17 protein-coding genes and 1 pseudogene are annotated in these 18,393 nt (G+C 72.3%); 12 read left to right on the top strand and 6 right to left on the bottom strand.

The window, feature by feature from the left end; genetic code table 11:
• Positions 1 to 321, top strand: a pseudogene (locus SZ60_RS17575) (hypothetical protein); the annotation flags it as partial.
• 18 nt (positions 322 to 339) lie between these two features.
• Here SZ60_RS17575 and SZ60_RS15175 read toward each other — a convergent pair.
• Entirely contained in the window at positions 340 to 1,338 is a 999-nt protein-coding gene (locus SZ60_RS15175) for a LacI family DNA-binding transcriptional regulator (protein ID WP_043597449.1), read from the bottom strand.
• A 232-nt stretch (positions 1,339 to 1,570) separates the two neighbouring features.
• Here SZ60_RS15175 and SZ60_RS15180 point away from each other — a divergent pair, with 232 nt between their 5' ends.
• The 4 genes from SZ60_RS15180 to SZ60_RS15195 all read left to right on the top strand — a co-directional run bounded on the left by SZ60_RS15180 (position 1,571) and on the right by SZ60_RS15195 (position 7,064).
• Positions 1,571 to 2,824 carry an extracellular solute-binding protein gene (locus SZ60_RS15180; RefSeq protein WP_043597415.1) on the top strand — a complete coding sequence of 418 codons (1,254 nt, stop codon included), beginning with the start codon at positions 1,571 to 1,573 and terminating at the stop codon, positions 2,822 to 2,824.
• 208 nt (positions 2,825 to 3,032) lie between these two features.
• Positions 3,033 to 4,121 (top strand): carbohydrate ABC transporter permease, encoded by a 1,089-nt coding sequence (locus SZ60_RS15185; protein ID WP_043597416.1) that lies wholly within the window; start codon positions 3,033 to 3,035, stop codon positions 4,119 to 4,121.
• Positions 4,118 to 5,044 carry a carbohydrate ABC transporter permease gene (locus SZ60_RS15190; RefSeq protein ID WP_043597418.1) on the top strand — a complete coding sequence of 309 codons (927 nt, stop codon included), beginning with the start codon at positions 4,118 to 4,120 and terminating at the stop codon, positions 5,042 to 5,044. Before SZ60_RS15185 ends, SZ60_RS15190 begins: the two co-directional genes overlap by 4 nt.
• 64 nt (positions 5,045 to 5,108) lie before the next feature.
• Entirely contained in the window at positions 5,109 to 7,064 is a 1,956-nt protein-coding gene (locus SZ60_RS15195) for a glycogen debranching N-terminal domain-containing protein (RefSeq protein ID WP_043597420.1), read from the top strand.
• Between the two features lie 85 nt (positions 7,065 to 7,149).
• On the opposite strand, the gene SZ60_RS15200 is transcribed toward SZ60_RS15195, so the two are convergent.
• Positions 7,150 to 8,310, bottom strand: coding sequence for an NAD(P)-binding domain-containing protein (locus SZ60_RS15200; protein WP_043597423.1), 1,161 nt, complete (start codon positions 8,308 to 8,310; stop codon positions 7,150 to 7,152).
• A gap of 140 nt (positions 8,311 to 8,450) precedes the next feature.
• Between SZ60_RS15200 and SZ60_RS16995 the strand changes: the two genes are divergently transcribed.
• The gene (locus tag SZ60_RS16995; RefSeq protein WP_056227242.1) at positions 8,451 to 8,648 is read left to right on the top strand and encodes a DUF3073 domain-containing protein; all 198 of its coding nucleotides are present in this window, start codon (positions 8,451 to 8,453) and stop codon (positions 8,646 to 8,648) included.
• A 13-nt stretch (positions 8,649 to 8,661) separates the two neighbouring features.
• Entirely contained in the window at positions 8,662 to 9,048 is a 387-nt protein-coding gene (locus tag SZ60_RS15205; RefSeq protein WP_043597425.1) for a VOC family protein, read from the top strand.
• A 130-nt stretch (positions 9,049 to 9,178) separates the two neighbouring features.
• Here the strand turns inward: SZ60_RS15205 and SZ60_RS15210 are convergent, their stop codons facing one another.
• A complete protein-coding gene (locus SZ60_RS15210; RefSeq protein WP_043597427.1) occupies positions 9,179 to 9,400 on the bottom strand; it encodes a hypothetical protein in 222 nt (73 codons plus the stop codon).
• Between the two features lie 109 nt (positions 9,401 to 9,509).
• Positions 9,510 to 10,634: a phosphoribosylformylglycinamidine cyclo-ligase gene (gene purM, locus SZ60_RS15215; RefSeq protein ID WP_043597429.1), complete on the bottom strand. Its 1,125-nt coding sequence runs from the start codon at positions 10,632 to 10,634 to the stop codon at positions 9,510 to 9,512.
• 71 nt (positions 10,635 to 10,705) lie between these two features.
• Here purM and purF point away from each other — a divergent pair, with 71 nt between their 5' ends.
• From purF to SZ60_RS15230, 3 genes are all read left to right on the top strand, one after another.
• Positions 10,706 to 12,166 carry an amidophosphoribosyltransferase gene (gene purF, locus SZ60_RS15220; RefSeq protein WP_043597430.1) on the top strand — a complete coding sequence of 487 codons (1,461 nt, stop codon included), beginning with the start codon at positions 10,706 to 10,708 and terminating at the stop codon, positions 12,164 to 12,166.
• A gap of 132 nt (positions 12,167 to 12,298) precedes the next feature.
• On the top strand, positions 12,299 to 13,099 hold the full coding sequence (locus SZ60_RS15225) for an ABC transporter ATP-binding protein (protein ID WP_231567187.1): 801 nt from the start codon (positions 12,299 to 12,301) through the stop codon (positions 13,097 to 13,099).
• Positions 13,081 to 14,655: a hypothetical protein gene (locus tag SZ60_RS15230; RefSeq protein WP_043597432.1), complete on the top strand. Its 1,575-nt coding sequence runs from the start codon at positions 13,081 to 13,083 to the stop codon at positions 14,653 to 14,655. The genes SZ60_RS15225 and SZ60_RS15230 overlap by 19 nt, the downstream gene beginning before the upstream one ends.
• Before the next feature lie 62 nt (positions 14,656 to 14,717).
• Here SZ60_RS15230 and SZ60_RS15235 read toward each other — a convergent pair whose 3' ends face one another.
• Together SZ60_RS15235 and SZ60_RS15240 are read right to left on the bottom strand one after the other, a co-directional pair.
• On the bottom strand, positions 14,718 to 15,128 hold the full coding sequence (locus SZ60_RS15235; protein ID WP_052505455.1) for a hypothetical protein: 411 nt from the start codon (positions 15,126 to 15,128) through the stop codon (positions 14,718 to 14,720).
• A gap of 79 nt (positions 15,129 to 15,207) precedes the next feature.
• Entirely contained in the window at positions 15,208 to 15,588 is a 381-nt protein-coding gene (locus tag SZ60_RS15240; protein WP_043597433.1) for a sterol carrier family protein, read from the bottom strand.
• Between the two features lie 334 nt (positions 15,589 to 15,922).
• Here SZ60_RS15240 and purD point away from each other — a divergent pair, with 334 nt between their 5' ends.
• Together purD and SZ60_RS15250 are read left to right on the top strand one after the other, a co-directional pair.
• Positions 15,923 to 17,191, top strand: coding sequence for a phosphoribosylamine--glycine ligase (gene purD, locus SZ60_RS15245; RefSeq protein WP_043597434.1), 1,269 nt, complete (start codon positions 15,923 to 15,925; stop codon positions 17,189 to 17,191).
• A complete protein-coding gene (locus tag SZ60_RS15250; protein WP_082060210.1) occupies positions 17,188 to 18,171 on the top strand; it encodes a phosphoribosylaminoimidazolesuccinocarboxamide synthase in 984 nt (327 codons plus the stop codon). The genes purD and SZ60_RS15250 overlap by 4 nt, the downstream gene beginning before the upstream one ends.
• Positions 18,172 to 18,393 lie beyond the last annotated feature (222 nt).

An 18,393-nucleotide genomic window follows, 5' to 3' on the forward strand; every position in this document is an offset into this window, starting at 1 on the left:
GGGGAGCCGATCCGTCCGCGCCCGGTGCCGCGCCGCGTGCTCGAACCGGCCGGTCGCCGATCGGGTGCCGCCGGCGGCGCGCTGGGTGCCGACGCGGGCCCGGACGGCCGCGCCGGAGCAGCGGTCGAAGGAGGCGCGGTGCAGCGAGGCCTCGACGTCCAGCCCGCGCAGAACGGCTCGGCCGGCACGGGGCCCGGCCCGAAGCAGACCCCGCGTGCACCGGGCACGGCGGCCGGCAACCGCGGAGGCGGCGCCGCCGCGCGCAAGGCCCGCTCGGCCGCCCGCAACTCGACCGGCACCTCCCCTCGTAAGAAGAAGTAGCGCCGGCGCCCGGGAGCGTCAGCGCCAGACGGTGCGGGGCCGCAGCAGCCGGTGCCGCGGCTCGCTGTCGTCGAGCAGCAGCGAGAGCACGGCTCCCGCGACGTCGACGAGTGGTTGCTCGACGCTCGACAGGCCGAGCGCCGAGGCGACCGGGGTGTCGTCATAGCCCACGACCGGCACCGACGATCCCAGCACGACCGATGCCCCGAGCGCGAGGGTGTCGCTCGCGCACACCACGGCGTCCACCGCGACTCCCGCGTCGAGCACCGACCGGACCGCAGCCGAGGCGAGCGGCACCGAGTCCTCGACGGCCAGGTCGAGCGCGTCGATCGAGGCCGGATCGAGCGTGCCCCGTGACGCGAGCGCCTCGCGCCACCCGCGCCTCCGGTCGTCCCCGGCGCCCGAGCCGGCGGGCCAGCCGAGGAAGGCCACGTGCGTCGCACCCCGGTCGAGCAGGTCGTCGGTCGTCGAGGCGAGGCCGGCGCGTCCGTCGACGTCGACCCAGCGGTGTTGCGGGTCGCCCATGTCGTCGATCCCCCAGGGCCGACCGAAGGTGACGAAGTCGGCGCCGGCGTCGATCAGCCATTCGGTGCGCGGGTCGTCGAAGAACGTCGAGGTGAGCACGAACCCGTCGACGTCGGCGCCGTCGAGCAGGCGGCGGAACTGGGCGATCTCGTCGTCGGGCCCGGCCGCCGTGTACAGCAGGATGCGGTGGTCGCGAGCGTCGGCCTGCTCGGTGACCGCATGCAGGAACCGGTCGAGCACCGCGCCCGAGATGCCGTTCTGCACGGGGTCGAGCCGGATGCCGATGGTCGAGCTCTTGCGGGTGCGCAATCGTCGCGCCGACGCGTGCGGCCGGTAGCCGAGGTCCGCGATCGCCCGCTCGACCCGGCCCCGCGTGTCGGGTCGGACGATGTCGGGCGCGTTCAGCACGTTCGAGACGGTCTGCCGCGACACCCCCGCGACCGAGGCGACGTCGCTGACGGTCGGGAGGCGCGGTGTCGGAACCCGAGTCATCGCGCCCTCCACCCCGGCGCCGGTCGGCGGCCTCGGGTCACGTTACCCCAGCGCCCGGGTGCCTCTCGGCTCCCCGGTCTTGACACCCACGGGGCGGCCTGCCTACTCTGACGACACGGATTTGATCGATCAAATCGCACGTCCGCCCCCGCTCCATCCCGAGGCGCCACCCCGGCACCACACCCCGACCACAGCACCCGCACCATCGCAACGACGCGACGAGAGGCCCACCATGCGACGACGCACGACCCGCCTGGCGGCAGCAGCCGCCCTCACCACCATCTCGGCCCTGGCCCTCACGGCCTGCGGCTCCGGCTTCAGCGAGGGGTCGGGCGCCGCGAGCGACGGCGCCCTCACCAGCAGCGACGACTCGCTGACCGTGCTGATCGGCTCGAGCGGAGACGCCGAGACGAAGGCCGTCACCGACGCCGTCGCGAGCTGGTCCGACGACTCGGGCACCGGCGCCGAGGTCAGCGTGGCCTCCGACCTGCCGCAGCAGCTCAGCCAGGGCTTCGCCTCGGGCGAGCCGGCCGACGTGTTCTACGTCTCGACCGACACGCTCGCGGGCTTCGCCGGCAACGGCAGCCTGCTGGCCTACGGCGACCAGCTCGCCAACGAGGGCGACTTCTTCCCGACCCTCGTCGACAGTTTCACGCTCGACGACCGGTTCTACTGCGCGCCCAAGGACTTCTCGACCCTCGGCCTGATCATCAACACCGACATGTGGGCCGCGGCCGGCCTGTCCGACGCCGACGTCCCGACCGACTGGGACTCGCTGAAGGCGGTCGCCGCGAAGCTCACGACGGCCGATCACGTGGGCCTGGCCTTCAGCCCCGAGTACGCCCGGGTGGGCGCGTTCATGGCGCAGGCCGGCGGCGCGGTGACCACCGCCGACGGCACCGAGGCGACGCTCGACTCCTCCGAGAACGTCGAGGCGCTGACCTACGTGAAAGACCTGCTGACCAGCGGCGACGCCGCGTTCTCGAGCGACCTCGGCGCGGGCTGGGGCGGCGAGGCCTTCGGCACGGGCAAGGCGGCGATGACCATCGAGGGCAACTGGATCACCGGCGCACTCACCAACGACTACCCCGACGTGTCGTACCAGGTGGCCGAGCTGCCCGCCGGCCCCGGCGGCCAGGGCACGTTGCAGTTCACCAACTGCTGGGGCATCGCCGCCGACAGCCCCAACCAGCAGGCCGCCGTCGACCTCGTCGAGCAGCTGACGAGCACCGACCAGCAGCTCGCCTTCGCCGACGCGTTCGGCGTCATGCCCTCGATCCAGTCGGCCGCAGACACCTGGAAGTCCGACAACCCCGACCAGGCCGCGTTCCTCGACTCGGTCGAGTTCGCCCAGGGCACGCCCACGCAGGACGGGTCCGCCGCCGTGATCAGCGACTTCAACTCGCAGCTCTCCGGCCTGAAGGACGGCGACCCGAAGACGATCCTCGAGTCCGCGCAGAAGAACTTCGAGGCGATCCTCCAGTAACCCCGGGGCACCGCGCCTCCCCCGGCGCGGTGCCCCGCACTCCCCACCCGACGGGGGAGGCCGGGGCCGCGACGCGTCCTCCCCCGGGCGGTCGCGCCTCCGTCCCTCCCCGGTCCCGTTCCCTCCTCCCCCGCAGCCGCGCCTCGTCGGCGATCATCCGAGGAGGCGCGACCCACCGACCCGAGACAGCGCACGAAAGGCAGTCCCCATGACCGCGATCTCGACCAAGGCCCCCCGCCGGCGCAGCGCCGTCTCGCGCGGCGAGGGCCTCTCGGGCTGGCTGTTCGTCTCGCCCGTGCTGATCGTCCTGGGCCTCTTCCTGGCCGTGCCCGTCCTGATGGCTCTCTGGGTCAGCGTCTCGGACTGGACCGGCCGGGGTTCCCCCTTCGCGGCCGGCGTCGGCTTCGTCGGGGCGCAGAACTACCGAGACCTGCTCGGCGGCGGCGGCCTGGCCGAGCGCGACTTCGGCCTGAGCCTGCGCAACAACGCCTGGTACGTGATCCTCGTCGTGCCGATCCAGACCGCTGTGGCCCTGCTGCTCGCCGTGTTGGTGAACCGCCAGGTGCTGCGCGGCCGCGGGTTCTTCCGCACCGCGTTCTACTTCCCGTCGGTGACCAGCTCGGTCGCCATCACCGTCCTGTGGCTGTTCCTGTTCTCGCAGAGCGGCGCGGTGAACAAGCTGCTCTCGTTCGTCGGCATCACCGGGCCCGCGTGGTTCAACGACGCCAGCGGCGTGCTGCACAACCTGCTCGCCGTCGTCGGCGTCACGCAGCCCCCGGCCCTGCTGGCCGACCACACCGCCCTCGGCGTCAGCTGGTGGGACTGGCTGGCCGGGCCGTCGGTCGCGATGTCCGCGTTCATCCTGATGGCCGTCTTCACCACCAGTGGCACGTTCATGCTGCTCTTCCTGGCGGCCCTGCAGAACCTCGGTGGCGACGTCCAAGAGGCCGCGATGATGGACGGCGCGAGCGGCTGGCAGCGCTTCTGGCGCATCACGTTGCCGCAACTGCGACCGACGCTCTTCACGGTCCTCACCCTCGGCCTCATCGGCACCTGGCAGGTCTTCGACCAGATCTACACCGGCACCCAGGGCGGCCCGCAGAAGACCACGCTGACGCCCGCCTACCTCTCGTACACCTCGGCGTTCGGCGAACAGGAGTGGGGTCGCGGCGCGGCCATCGCCTTCGTGCTGTTCGTCATCATCGTCGCCTTGACGATCCTGCAGCGCATCGTGCTGCGCGAACGGGCCGTGTCGAAGAGACGCACCCGGCTCTACACGACAGGAGTCGAGCGATGACCACGACCGCACCGATCGCCGACCGGACGAACCCCTCCTCGCCGGTCGCGCCTCCCCCGGCCCCACCTCACCCGGCCGGGCGCGAGCCCCGCAGCACGCGACGCATCGCCGGCACCTCGGTGCTCTACGCCGTGCTGATCGTCATCGCGGCGATCTACATCCTGCCGTTCCTGATCAACGTGGCGACGTCGTTCAAGACCGACCCCGAGGCGGCCTCCGACCCGCTGGCGTTGATCCCGATCACGCCGACGGTCGCCGCCTACCGCCAGCTGTTCCTCAACAGCGACTTCCCGACCTGGTTCCAGAACTCCGCGATCGTGACGATCGTGGTGACGCTCGGGCGGGTCTTCTTCAACTCGCTGGCCGGCTACGCCCTGGCGCGGCTGCAGTTCCGGGGGCGCAACGTCATCTTCGTGCTGCTGATCGGCGTGATGGCGGTGCCGACGGTCGTGCTGCTCATCCCGAAGTTCCTGGTGATCAACCAGCTCGGCATGTACGACTCGTACTCGGGCATGATCGTGCCGCTGCTGACCGACGCCGCCGGGGTATTCATCATGAAGAACTTCTTCGAGTCGATCCCGCGCAGCGTCGAAGAGCAGGCGCGCATCGACGGCGCCGGCACCTTCCGGGTCTTCTGGTCGATCGTCCTGCCCATGGCTCGCCCGGCCCTCGTGACGATCATCATCCTGTCGTTCCAGGGGTCGTGGAACGAGCTCTCGCACTTCATCGTGTCGACCCAGTCGCCCGAGCTGACCACCCTCACCAAGGGCGTCGCGAGCCTCGCCTCGGGGCAGCTGAGCCAGGGGTCGCAGTACCCGATCAAGCTCGCGGCCGCCGCGGTCATGACGGTCCCGGTCGCCATCGTCTTCTTCGTCTTCCAGCGCCGCATCATGAACGCCAGCGCCGGGGCCGTCAAAGAGTGATGCACGCCGCGACGCCCACCCCGTCGCACCCCACGCCCGCCACCCGGAGCCCCAGGAGCCCCCGATGACCCAGACCTCCCCCCTCGATTCCGACCACGCCGACCGGTCGACCCCGACACCCGGCCTCCAGCCGTTCCTCGCCGCCGAGACCATCGTGCTGAGGGCTCCCGTCCAGGCGTGGTCGGCCGCCGACGGGTCGATGGGCGCGGCGACGATCCACGGCGTCTACCTCGGCGACGTGCGTCTCGTCGCCGGGCACGGCGTCACCGTCAACGGTCTCGTCCCCGAGCACGTGGCCACGGTGCCCCTCGGAGCCTCGTCGGTCCGCTTCGAGTCGCTGCTGCGCGGCCTCGACGACGCCGGAGCCGACCCCGACGTCCGCCTGAGCTCGCTCCGTGACGTCACGACCACGGGCGTCCACGAGCGCCACACGGTCACCTCCCGGCTCGACCGCGAGCTCACGGTCACCCTTGCCGCGACCCTCCGACCCGACGCGTCCCCCATGGACCACGTGAAGGCCGGGATCGTGGGCGCGCCCGTGCGCGACGCGACGCTCACGTCCGACGGCACCCGCGCCTCCTGGCGGGCAGAAGGAGTCCGGGTCGACCTCGAGACCCGAGGAGGCGCGGTCCGGGACACCCCCGCCGGCCTCGTCGTCGAGTGGGTCGCCGTCGTCCCCGCCCGGGGTTCCGTGACGGTCGGTCTCGACCTGGTCGCGACCGCCCCCGACGCCGTCGTCCGGGGCGTGCGGACGCCACCGCAGTGGGCCGACCTCGACCCGGCGCCGCGTGACGACCGGCTCGCCCGCTGGGTCGACCGTGCCCGCGACGACCTGGCGGCGCTCCGGCTGACCACGACGACGGCACCTGACGACGTGTTCTACGCCGCAGGTGCGCCCTGGTTCTTCACGCTCTTCGGCCGCGACTCGCTCTGGGCCGCCCGCTTCACCCTGCCCCTCGACCTCACGGTCGCGGGGGGCACCCTGCGGGTGCTCGCGGGCCTCCAGGGCACTCGACACGTGCCGGGGACGGCCGAGCAGCCGGGCAAGATCATGCACGAACTCCGTCAACGGACGTTGACGATCCCCGGTGAGGACGTCAGCCTGCCCCCGCTCTACTACGGCACCGTCGACGCGACCGCGCTCTGGATCTGCCTGCTGCACGACGCCTGGCGCTGGGGCCTGCCGCGGGCCGAGGTCGAGGCGCTGCTGCCGCACCTCGACGCAGCCCTCGCCTGGATGCGCGACTCGGGCGACAGCGACGGCGACCTGCTGCTCGAGTACGTCGACGAGACCGGCCACGGCTTGGCGAACCAGGGTTGGAAAGACTCCGGGGACAGCGTCCAGTGGCGCGACGGAACCCTCGCCGAGGGGCCGATCGCGCTCTGCGAGGTGCAGGCCTACGCGTACGAGGCGGCCGTGCACGGGGCCGACCTGCTCGACGCCTTCGGTCGGGCGGGCGGCGACGCGTGGCGCGACTGGGCGGGGCGCCTGCGCGACCGGTTCCGCGCCTCCTTCTGGGTCGACGACGCCGCGGGCGCCTACCCGGCGATCGCCCTCGACGCGGCCAAGCGGCCGGTCGACACGGTCACGAGCAACCTTGGGCACCTGCTCGGCACGGGTCTGCTCGACCCGGACGAGGAGGCGCTGGTCGCCTCCCGCCTCGTCTCGCCCGAGCTGTCCAGCGGTTTCGGCCTCCGCACGATGTCGACCGACAGCGCCGGCTACTGGCCCCTGAGCTACCACGGGGGCAGCGTCTGGACCCACGACACGGCCATCGCGGTGCAGGGCCTGGCCCGGGCCGGGTTCGCCGACGAGGCCGCGGTGCTCGCCGAGGGCCTGCTCGCGGCGGCGCCGACCTTCGACTACCGGATGCCCGAGCTCCACTCGGGCGACCCGGCCCGCGAGATGCCGTCGCCCGTGCCGTACCCCGCCTCGTGCCGCCCCCAGGCCTGGTCCGCCGCAGCCGCCGTCGCCGTCTGGTCCGCCACGCACGCCGTGCGCCCGCCCCGCCACCCATGACCGCTCGCCCCGCTCGCCCCGCCGCCGATGGTGCGAGCACCCTCCCGCCGAACGCGGGCGAGCCCGCGCACGGGCATCGCCTGCGTCACCCCTGCCGTCGGCGCACGGCGTCGCTCTCCGACAACCGCGCGACCACCTGACGGGCGATCGCCCGGCCGGCCCGGTTCGCCCCGATCGTCGAGGCCTGCGGCCCGTAGCCCGCGAAGAACAGCCGCGGGTCGAGGGTGGAGGCGCCGCCCTCGACGCTCACGCCCCCGTCGGCCGACCGCAGCCCGAGGGGTGCCAGATGGCGCAGCTCGGGGCGGAATCCGGTCGCCCAGACGATGGCGTCCGCGTGAGCGAAGGTGCCGTCCGCCCAGCGCACACCGTTCGGCTCGACCGCCGCGAACATCGGCCGCTCGACCAGCACGCCACGCTCGATGCCCGACACGAAGCGGCGGGTGCGGGGCACGCCGGTGCCACTGACGATGCTCGGCAGCGCCTGTCCCGCCCGGGCCGCGCGATCCTGGGCCGCCACCGCGGCGACGGCCGACTCGACGTCGAGCTCGCCCTGGTCGAGCCAGTCGACCGGTCGGCGCGTCACCCACGTCGTCGAGGCCGCGATGCCGTCGAGTTCGAGCACGAAGCCGATCGCGCTCGTTCCGCCGCCGACCACGACCACGTCGAGCCCCTCGAGCTCGGACGCCGCCCGGTAGTCCGAGGTGTGCAGCTGGCGCCCGCGGAAGGTGTCGCGCCCGGGGTACCACGGCACGAACGGGGCACCCCAGGTGCCGGTCGCGTTCACGACGACCTCGGCCCGCAAAGAGCCGGACTCCGGCCCTGTCGCCGCAGCCGGAGCGCCCCCCGAGGAGGCGCGGGCCGCCCACCGCACCGAGAAGCCGTCCCCCAGCCCGGTCACCCCGGTCACCTCGACCGGGCGCCGCACGTCGAGCCCGAGTGCGTCCTCGTACCGGGCGTACCGGTCGGCGACGACGTCACGCGCCGGGGCCGACCGGTCGGCGTCGGCGAACCCCAGCCCCAGCCCGTCCATGCCCGGCAGGTCGTGCACGCGATGCGCGGCACCCAACCGCAGGCTCTCCCAGCGGTGCTGCCACGCGCCTCCGGTCCCCGGGCCCCGGTCGAGGACGACGAGGTCGCGACCCACCTCGAGTCCGAGCCGGCGCAGGTACCACGAGACCGACAACCCGGCCTGGCCCGCGCCGATCACGAGGACCCGCGTCCGCTCGCCTTCGCCCCCAGGAGTCATCCCGACCATCATGCCCGTCCGAGGCGGCAGCCGGGGCTAGGGGTACATGATAAGATCGGTCCAGTTTTTCAAGAGCATCCTGTCGGCAGTTCCCGGGTCGTCCGACACCGTTTCCGGGCCGAGTTCAGAGGGGGTCACGCATGGGGCGCGGCCGTCAAAAAGCCAAGCACACCAAGGTCGCCAGAGAGCTGAAGTACTTCAGCCCTGACACCAACTACGGTGCACTCGAAAAAGAGTTGGCGACGAAGAACGACTCCGGCGACGAATACGTCGACAAATGGGCCGACGACTTCGACGACGAATACGACACCGAGCACGACCAGAACAAGAGCGCCTGAGGCCGGTCGGCTGATGACCTCTTCGTCCTCGTCCCTCGTGTGGGAGCAGGTCGTCGTCGACTCGAGCGACCCCGCACGGCTCGCACGCTGGTGGGCGGACGCCCTCGGATGGGTGGTCGTCTCGTCCGACGACGACGAACCCGAGATCCGTCCGACACCCGACACGCTGCCCGGATTGCTCTTCGTGAGCGTCCCCGAAGCCAAGACGGTCAAGAACCGTCTGCACCTCGACTTCCGCCCGACCCCGGTCGACGGTCAGAGCCGCGAGGCGACGCAGGCCGACGAGGTCGCGCGACTCGAGTCGCTCGGGGCCGTCCGTGCACAGGTCGGTCAAGACGACTCCGACGTGTCGTGGGTGGTCCTCGCCGATCCCGAGGGCAACGGGTTCTGCGTCCTCTGAGTCCGCACGACGCACGCCACACGACGACGGCCCCTCGATCTCTCGAGGGGCCGTCGTCGTGTGTCACCTGCTCGACGGGTGACGGGCGACGGGTCGAACGGGCGACGGGGCCGTCGTCAGGAGGCGCGGCTCAGCCGCCGACGAGCGTCGCGACCGCGGGCAGCAGCCCCACGACGAGCAGCAGGATCATGCCGCCGGCCGTGAGAGCCGCGACCTTGCGCCCCCCGGTGACGGGTGACGCGGACGACCGCAGCGGTGCGGGCTCGGCGGGGACGCGGCTGATCCGGGCGCTGCGCGGGGCGGCGACCGCCGCACGCGAGACGGCGGGGAGGGGGATGCGGGTGGTGCTCATGGGTCGACTCCTTCGTCGTCCGGTCTGACGTCGTCGTCAGCGCGCCCGGCACGGGCGTGCGTTCATCGTACGCCGACGCCGGGGCGACGCCACTCGGCGTGACGGGCGATCAGCCCCCGTAGGACCCGACGAGCCGCACCGCGCCTCCGTCGACGCCCTTGGCGCCCTGTTCGAACCCGGCGAGATCGCGCTGCCCGGTCGAGACGGTGCCGACGGGCCAGGTCGCGATGCCGTCGGCCTCGAGGGCCGAGGTGACCGCGTCGGCCTGCGACGCGGCGACGACGGCGATCATGCCGATGCCGAGGTTCCAGGTGCCCTCGCTCGACTCGAGGGTCGAGCCGGCCAGGTCGCTCAGCACCCGGAAGACGGGCAGCGGCGACCAGGTCGAGCGGTCGACCTCGGTCCACGACCCGCGGGGGAGCACGCGAGCGAGGTTGGCCGCGATGCCGCCCCCGGTGACGTGGCTGAGCGAGTGGATCGCGCCGTCGAGCGCGGGGTCGTCGAGCACGCGCAACAGGGGTGACGTGTAGAGGCGCGTCGGTTCGAGCAGCGCCTCGCCGACGGTGCCCGAGAACTCGGGCAGGGTGTCGTCGTAGCCGAGGTCGCGTGAGGCCAGGATGTGGCGCACGAGCGAGAAGCCGTTCGAGTGCACGCCCGACGAGGCGAGCGCGAGCACGACGTCGCCGTCGCCGACGAGGTGCGGGCCGAGCTGGCGCCCCGACTCGACCGCACCGACCGCGGCGCCGGCCACGTCGTAGTCGTCGGGCCCGAGCAGGCCGGGGTGCTCGGCGGTTTCGCCGCCGACGAGGGCGGTGCCCGTCTCGCTGCAGGCCCGGGCGATGCCCTCGACGATCGAGGCGATGCGGGCCGGCACCACGCGGCCGCAGGCGATGTAGTCGGTCATGATCAGCGGCCGGGCGCCGACCACGACGATGTCGTCGACGACCATGCCCACCAGGTCTTGCCCGATCGTGTCGTGCTTGTCGAGCGCCTGGGCGATGGCGACCTTCGTGCCGACGCCGTCGGTCGACGTGGCGAGCAACGGCTTGTCGAAGTCCTTGAGGAACGACACGTCGAACAGCCCGGCGAACCCGCCGACGCCGCCGACGACACCGGGGCCGTGCGTGGCACCGACGGCCGCCTTCATCAGCTCGACCGCCCGGTCGCCGGCGGCCGTGTCGACCCCCGCTGCGGCGTAGGAGGCGCTGGTCGAGTGGGCAGAGGAGGTCGCCATTCGTTCATCCGTTCGGTGTCGCTCTAGACTGTCGCGGTAACCCCAACTCTACGGTCTGGAGCCAGATCCGCATGTGCGGCATCGTCGGTCTCGTCGCGCACGAGCCAGCAAATCAACTCGTCTACGACTCGCTCCTCCTGTTGCAGCACCGCGGGCAGGACAGCGCCGGCATCGCCACCGCCGAGGGCGGCATCTTCCACGTGCACAAGACCAAGGGGCAGGTCCGCGAGGGCTTCCGCACCCGCGACATGCGTGCGCTGCTCGGCAACATGGGCCTCGGCCACGTGCGCTACGCCACCAAGGGCGCGGCCAGCAACGAGCAAGAGGCGCAGCCGTTCTACGTGAACGCGCCCTACGGCATCGTGCTGATCCACAACGGCAACCTGACGAACACGCGCGAGCTCACGAGCGAGCTCTTCCACGTCGACCGGCGCCACCTCAACACGAACAGCGACACCGAACTGCTGGTCAACGTGCTGGCGCACGAGCTGCAAGAGCAGGTCAACGGCAGCGAGCTCGACCCCGAGCAGATCTTCGCCGCGGTGTCCCGCGTGCACGACCGGGTGCAGGGCTCGTACGCGGCCATCGCCATGATCGCCGGCCACGGTCTGCTGGCCTTCCGCGACCCCTTCGGCATCCGCCCGCTGGTCCTGGGTCGCCGTCTCGCCGCCGACGGCGTCCGCGACGAATGGATCACCGCCTCCGAGTCGCTCGTCCTCGAGTCCGGCGGCTACGAGATCGTCCGCGACGTCGCCCCCGGCGAGGCCGTCTTCATCTCGCTCGACGGCCAGATGGTGTCGAAGCAGTGCCACGCCAGCCCGCGCCTCATCCCCTGCTCGTTCGAGTACGTCTACCTGGCCCGCCCCGACTCGATCATGAACGGCATCTCGGTCTACGACGCCCGACTGCGCCTCGGCAACCGGCTGGCCGACACGATCGCCGCGCACTCGCCGATCGGCGACATCGACGTCGTCATGCCGATCCCCGACTCGTCCCGCCCCGCAGCCATGCAGGTCGCCCAGAAGCTCGGCATCGAGTACCGCGAGGGCTTCTACAAGAACCGTTACGTGGGGCGCACCTTCATCATGCCGGGGCAGGCCGAGCGCAAGCGGTCGGTGCGCCAGAAGCTCAACGCGATGTCGAGCGAGTTCAAGGGCAAGAACATCCTGATCGTCGACGACTCGATCGTCCGCGGGACGACGTCGCGCGAGATCGTCGAGATGGCCCGGGCCGCCGGAGCGAACAAGGTGACCTTCACCTCGGCCGCTCCCCCGGTGCGCTTCCCGCACGTGTACGGCATCAACATGCCGTCGCGGCACGAGCTGGTCGCCCACGACCGCAAGATCCCCGAGATCGCCCGCGAACTGGGTGCCGACCACCTCATCTACCAAGAGGTCGCCGACATGCAGGCCGCCATCACCGAGGGCAGCGACGTCACCGAGCTCGAGATGAGCTGCTTCACGGGCGACTACGTCACCGGCACCGTCAGCCCCGAGTACCTCGCCTGGGTCGAGGCCAACCAGCTCAGCTGAGCCGGCGGGTCCGTCGGCACCCGCGCCTCCTGCGCTGCGTGTCGACCGCGCGCCCGTCGCCACCCTCGCCTCGCCCCGCTTCCACCCCCTGGGGGAGGCGCGGTGCCGGTGGGCGTCCCTAGGCTGGGGGCCATGAGCGACGTCGGCATGCCCCGCCCCGAACCGACCGTGACGCCCCCGGCGTCCGCCCTGCAGATCACCGGTCTGCGCAAGGCGTTCGGCGACAAGGTCGCCGTCGACGGAATCGACCTGACCGTGCCGACGGGTTCGTTCTTCGGCCTCGTCGGCCCGAACGGCGCCGGCAAGACGACCACGCTCTCGATGGCGACCGGGCTGCTGCGTCCCGACGCGGGCCGGATCGAGGTGCTGGGCGTCGACGTCTGGTCCGACCCGACGCACGCCAAGTCGCTCGTGGGCGTGCTCAGCGACGGCATCTCGCTCTTCGACCGCCTCACCGGCGAGCAGCTCGTCACCTACCACGGCCTGCTCAACGGCATGAGCCGCGAGACGACGGCACAGCGGGTCGGCGACCTCCTCGACCTGCTCGACCTCCGCTCGGCCGGCGGCACGCTCGTCGTCGACTACTCCGCGGGCATGACCAAGAAGGTGGCGCTCGCCTGCGCGCTGGTCCATGCGCCGCGCCTCCTCGTCCTCGACGAGCCGTTCGAGTCGGTCGACCCGATCTCGGCCGCGAACATCCGCGACATCCTGCACGGTTACACGCAGAACGGCGGCACGGTCATCGTGTCGAGCCACTCGATGGACCTCGTCCAGCGCATGTGCGACCACGTCGCCGTCATCGCGGCCGGTCGCGTGCTCGCGGCCGGCACGACCGACGACGTGCGCGCCGGCTCCACTCTCGAAGACCGCTTCGTCGAACTCGTCGGCGGTCGCCAGCACAACGAGGGGCCGTCGTGGTTGCGCACCTCCTGAGTCTGCGCTGGCGGGTGCTGCTGAACGGCTTCAAACGCAGCACCTGGCAGATCGTCGCGGCCGTCATCGGCGGGCTCTACGGCCTCGGCGTGCTCGCCGCCGTCGTCGTCGGCCTCGTCGCCCTCTCGTTCGCGCCCGAGCGCTGGGCCTGGACGGCCGGCGTGCTCGGTGGCTCGCTCGTGGTCGTCGGCTGGGTCGTCGTGCCGTTCGTCGCCCGGGGCTACGACCAGACCCTCAGCGTCTCGAAGCTGCGTCAGTTCCCCTTGCCCGCCGACCGGCTCCTCGCCGCCCTGTTCGTCGCGGGACTGCTGGGCATCCCGGGCATCGTCACGCTCGTCGCCGCCCTCGCGACGACCTTCAGCTGGCTGCAACACCCGCTGTCCGCCGTCCTCGCCCCGTTCTGTGGGGTGCTCGGAGTCTTCGTCTGCGTCGCGGCGTCCCGTGCGGTCGAGACCGCCACCAGCGCGCTGGGCGCCAAGCGTCGCTACCGCGAGCTGATGAGCGTCGCGATCTTCGTGCCCCTCATCCTGGCCGGGCCCCTGATCGGCCTGGTCGGACAGGGACTCAGCTCGCTCGGCGACGACCTGCCCCGCGTCGCCCACGCCCTGTCGTGGAGCCCGCTCGGCGCCGCCTGGTCGATCCCCGGCGACGTCGCCCTCGGCCGACCGGGCGAGGCCGCCCTCAAGGCCCTCATCGCCCTGGCCACCCTGGGTGTGCTCCTGCTGCTGTGGCGGCGGGGCCTGGCGACCGCGCTCGTGGCTCCCCCGGCCGTCACGGCCACCTCGGCGTCCAAGGGCCTCGGACTCTTCGCGCGTTTCCCCGCGACGCCGACGGGTGCGGTCGCGGCCCGGACGGCCGTCTACTGGTTGCGCGACCCTCGGTACGGCGGGTCGCTGATCGTCGTCCCCCTGATGCCGGTCCTGGCGATCTTCCTGTCGTTCTCCCTCGAGACGACCTGGCCGCTGTACGCCATCGGCCCGGCCGTCGCCGCCCTGCTCGCGATCACACTGGCCGCCGACGTCTCGTACGACGGCACGGCCTTCGCCGCCCACCTGTCGACCGGGCTGGCGGGTTCGGCCGACCGCGCCGGTCGCGTCCTCACGCTCTCGCTGTTCGCGGTGCCCTCCGTCGTGCTCGCCACGCTCGTCCCGCTGGCGGTGGTGGGTCGATTCGACGTGGCCCCGGCCCTGCTCGGCATCGGCCTGGGCCTGCTGCTCACCGGGTTCGGCGTGTCGAGCGTGGCCTCGGCGCTGTACCTGATGCCCGTCCCCGCGGCGGGCGAGAGCCCCTTCAAGTCCCCGCCCGGGGCCAACGTCACCTCGGCCCTGGGCCTCTACGCCTCGTGGGCGATCGTCTTCGTGGCGTCGCTGCCCGAGCTCGTGCTCGGCATCGTGGCGCTGGTTCAGGGGTCGGTGCTGCTGGGGCTGCTGACGCTCGTCGTCGGCGTCGTCCTCGGGGCCGTGCTGATGGTCGTCGGCATCCGACGTGGTGGACGCCTGCTCGACGCCCGGGGGCCCGAGCTCCTCACCCGGTTGCGCCGGGCTCGCGGAGCCTGACCAGGGCCGTCGGCTCGCACGCGGTCGGCCGGGCGACGTCAGGCGCGGTCGGCCGGGCGACGTCAGGCGCGGTCGGAGTCGCCGTCGGTCACCTGACGGGGATCGGCGTCGGGCTCGGCGACGGGAACCTCGAGGCGTTCACGTTCGACCTGGACGCGCTTCGCGCCCCTGCTGGTGATCCGCTCGGCGACGATGGCGACGACGCAGCCGACGGCCCCGCCGATCGTGAGACCCCACAGCGAGATGTACCCGTAGGTCTGCGCGACGCCCTCGCCCGAGTCGAACGGGAAGAGCGAGGTGACGATCAGCGACACGACGACCCCGAGCGCCGCGCCCATGATCAAGAAGACGGGCACCTTGGGCGCCCGACGCACGGTGACCTCGTCACGTTCGACGGTGGACTCGGCGGCGCGTCCGACGGAGGGCTCGACGACGGGCTCGGGTCGCTGCTGGTCGTCGGGTGCGTTCGTCACCCGCCCATCATCCCAGAGGCGGCTGACCATCGCCGACGCCCGTCTCGACGTCGAGCATGGGCCACCGAGGAGGCGCGGGTCAGCCCCGCTGCCAGGCGATCGGCACGTAGCCGGTCAGGTCGGCCCTGCTGCCGGATGCCGACACGAGCGCCCCGGCCCGCGCCTCCTGCCAGCTGAGGTCGCCGGTGGCGAGTCGCACGAAGGTGGCGGCGTCGGTCTCGACGACGTTGGGCGGTGTGCCCCGGGTGTGGCTGAGGCCCTCGCGGAACTGCACGGCGCCGAACGGCGGCACGCGCACCTCGACCGTGGCCCCGGGTTCGCCGTCGGCGAGCACCTGCAGCAACCAGCGGACGGCCATGGCGGTCACCGGCCTCGGTGCGGTCCCGTCGGCGGCGAGCGCGGTCCGCACCTCGCCCACGGCGGCCGATCCCGCCGCGTCGTCGATCCGTGCCCTGGCCATGCGCCCACGCTACCCGCGCCTCCCCTTCCCGCACTGCGCCTTCCCGTCCCGGTCCCGGTCCCGCTCCCCGTCCTCGTCCCGTCCCCGTCCCCGTCCGGTCCCGTCCCGTCCTCGTCCCGTCCCGCGCGAGCACATCCCGACCGCCCAGGGCGCCCCCGGCGGGCCGAACCCGACATCCACCCCCCGACACTCCGCTCACCTCCGCCCTCCCGCGGCGTGGCGCAGCCCACTGGTCGCGAATTGCACACCCCCGCCCCCGCCCCGGACTCGGCGCCGCAGCGCAGCCGCCACCTCGGACTCGGCACCGCAGCACACCCTCGGTAGGCTGTGGCGCGTGCGAATCCTCGTCCTCGGTTCCGGTGCTCGCGAGCACGCCATCATCACCGCCCTGTTGCGCGAAGACGCGGGCCACGAGATCACCGCGGCCCCCGGCAACGCGGGCATCGCCGACCAGGTCGGCATCGTGCACCTCGACCCGTCCAACGGTGCCGTCGTCACCGAGTACGCGCTCGAGAACGACGTCGAGCTGGTCGTCGTCGGCCCCGAGGCACCGCTGGTGGCCGGTGTCGCCGACGCCCTCCGCACCCGGGGCATCCCGGTCTTCGGTCCCGGCAAGAAGGCCGCGGCACTCGAGGGCAGCAAGACCTTCGCGAAACGCATCATGGACGAGGCCGGCGTGCCCACCGGGCGGGCCACGCGCGTGGGCACCCTCGACGAGGCCGTCGCGGTGCTCGACGACTTCGGTTCCCCCTACGTCGTCAAGGCCGACGGGTTGGCGGCCGGCAAGGGCGTCCTCGTCTCGGACGACCGCGCCGCGGCGGTCGAGCACACCACCTACTGGTTGCAGCACGGGCCCGTCCTCGTCGAGGAGTTCCTCGAGGGCCCCGAGGTCTCGTTGTTCTTCCTCAGCGACGGTCACACGGTCGTGCCGCTCAGCCCGGCACAGGACTACAAGCGCCTGCTCGACGGAGACGCCGGCCCCAACACCGGTGGCATGGGCGCCTACTCGCCGCTCCCCTGGCTGGCCGACCGCTTCGGCAGCGAGAAGGACTTCGTCGACGAGGTTCTCGACACCATCGCCACCCCGACGGTGCGACAGCTCGAGTCCGAGGGCACGCCGTTCATCGGCCTCCTCTACGCCGGGCTCATCCTCACCGAGAAGGGCGTGCGCGTCATCGAGTTCAACGCCCGGTTCGGCGACCCCGAGACGCAGGTCGTCCTGCCCCGTCTGGTCACGCCGCTGAGCGGACTGCTGCTCGCCGCCGCGACCGGGTCGCTCGGCAACCACGAGTCGCCGCGCTTCTCCACCGACGTCGCCGTGACGGTGGTCCTCGCCAGCGAGGGCTACCCCGAGGGCGCCGTCAGCGGTCGCCCGCTGCGGGGGCTCGACGACGCGACCGCCGTCGCCGGCGTCCACGTGGCCCACGCCGCGACCGCCCGCCTCGACGACCGGCTCATCGCCACCGGCGGGCGCGTGCTCAGCGTGGTGGCCGAGGGGTCCGACTTCACCGAGGCCAGGGGTCGGGTCTACGACGCCCTCTCGCGCATCGAGCTCGAGGGCGGCCAGTACCGTCACGACATCGCCGAGCGGGTCGCCCGATGACGGCCCCCGACGGCACCACGGCCCCGGCCGACGGGACCGCAGGAGGCGCGACGCGCCAGGCGACGCCCGTCACGCCGGGCACCCCGCGCCGCCTCGACGGCTGGACGCCCGTGTACTCGGGCAAGGTCCGCGACCTCTACGTCCCGGCACCGGTCGCCGGATCGGTCGGCGACGCCGCCACCCTCGCCGACACCGAGCACGTGCTGGTCGTCGCGAGCGACCGGGTCAGCGCCTTCGACCAGGTGCTCGAGCCCGGCATCCCGGGCAAGGGTGCCCTGCTCACGCAGCTCAGCCTCTGGTGGTTCGCGCAGTTGGCGACCGTTCCGAACCACCTCGTCGACCCGACCACCGCCTCCGTCTCGTTGCCCGCACAGGTCCGGGACCGCGCGATGCTCGTGAAGCCGCTCGACATGTTCCCCGTCGAGTGCGTCGTCCGCGGGTACCTGGTCGGCAGCGGCTGGGCCGAGTACCGCGAGCACGGCACCGTCTGCGGCATCCCGCTGCCCGAGGGACTGTCGAACGGCGACCGCCTGCCCGAACCGATCTACACCCCGGCGTACAAGGCGCCGCTCGGCGAGCACGACGAGAACATCTCGTTCGAACGCACCGTCGAACTCGTCGGCACCGAGACCGCGTCGGCCCTGCGCGACCGGTCGCTCGAGATCTACCGTCTGGCGTCCGACGTGGCCGAGGCCCGCGGGGTCATCCTCGCCGACACCAAGTTCGAGTTCGGCGCCGACAGGGCCACGGGCGAGATCACCCTCGGCGACGAGGTGCTGACGAGCGACAGCAGCCGTTTCTGGGACGCCGAGGTCTACGCCTCGGGCAACCGCACCCAGAGCTTCGACAAGCAGATCGTCCGCGACTGGCTCTCCGCGCACTGGGACGGCACGGGCGAGGCCCCCGCCCTGCCCGACGACATCGTCGCCCGCACGGCCGCCCGCTACCGCGAACTCATCGAGCGCCTCACCGCCCGCTGACCCGGGTCCGCACCCTGGACCCCGTTCCGGACGACGAACCCCCGTTTCTCGTGGTCCATCGTCCCGAACGGGGTTTCTCGCGTGCCGAGGGTGACGACTCGGGTCGGCCGGGAATGCCGGGCACGGCCGGCCAGTTCATGTCGATGACACGTCACCGATCAGGTGACCACCCGACCAGACCGAGGGCACCCATGACCGACACCTCAGCGACCGACGCGACCC

The organism is Frigoribacterium sp. MEB024 (assembly GCF_000878135.1).
GTDB lineage: Bacteria > Actinomycetota > Actinomycetes > Actinomycetales > Microbacteriaceae > Frigoribacterium.

Coding starts and splice junctions, on each gene's coding strand:
- SZ60_RS15175 (WP_043597449.1), bottom strand. CDS start 1,338: ATGACTCGGGTTCCGACACCGCGCCTCCCGACCGTCAGCGACGTCGCC.
- SZ60_RS15180 (WP_043597415.1), top strand. CDS start 1,571: ATGCGACGACGCACGACCCGCCTGGCGGCAGCAGCCGCCCTCACCACC.
- SZ60_RS15185 (WP_043597416.1), top strand. CDS start 3,033: ATGACCGCGATCTCGACCAAGGCCCCCCGCCGGCGCAGCGCCGTCTCG.
- SZ60_RS15190 (WP_043597418.1), top strand. CDS start 4,118: ATGACCACGACCGCACCGATCGCCGACCGGACGAACCCCTCCTCGCCG.
- SZ60_RS15195 (WP_043597420.1), top strand. CDS start 5,109: ATGACCCAGACCTCCCCCCTCGATTCCGACCACGCCGACCGGTCGACC.
- SZ60_RS15200 (WP_043597423.1), bottom strand. CDS start 8,310: ATGACTCCTGGGGGCGAAGGCGAGCGGACGCGGGTCCTCGTGATCGGC.
- SZ60_RS16995 (WP_056227242.1), top strand. CDS start 8,451: ATGGGGCGCGGCCGTCAAAAAGCCAAGCACACCAAGGTCGCCAGAGAG.
- SZ60_RS15205 (WP_043597425.1), top strand. CDS start 8,662: ATGACCTCTTCGTCCTCGTCCCTCGTGTGGGAGCAGGTCGTCGTCGAC.
- SZ60_RS15210 (WP_043597427.1), bottom strand. CDS start 9,400: ATGAGCACCACCCGCATCCCCCTCCCCGCCGTCTCGCGTGCGGCGGTC.
- purM (WP_043597429.1), bottom strand. CDS start 10,634: ATGGCGACCTCCTCTGCCCACTCGACCAGCGCCTCCTACGCCGCAGCG.
- purF (WP_043597430.1), top strand. CDS start 10,706: ATGTGCGGCATCGTCGGTCTCGTCGCGCACGAGCCAGCAAATCAACTC.
- SZ60_RS15225 (WP_231567187.1), top strand. CDS start 12,299: ATGAGCGACGTCGGCATGCCCCGCCCCGAACCGACCGTGACGCCCCCG.
- SZ60_RS15240 (WP_043597433.1), bottom strand. CDS start 15,588: ATGGCCAGGGCACGGATCGACGACGCGGCGGGATCGGCCGCCGTGGGC.
- SZ60_RS15250 (WP_082060210.1), top strand. CDS start 17,188: ATGACGGCCCCCGACGGCACCACGGCCCCGGCCGACGGGACCGCAGGA.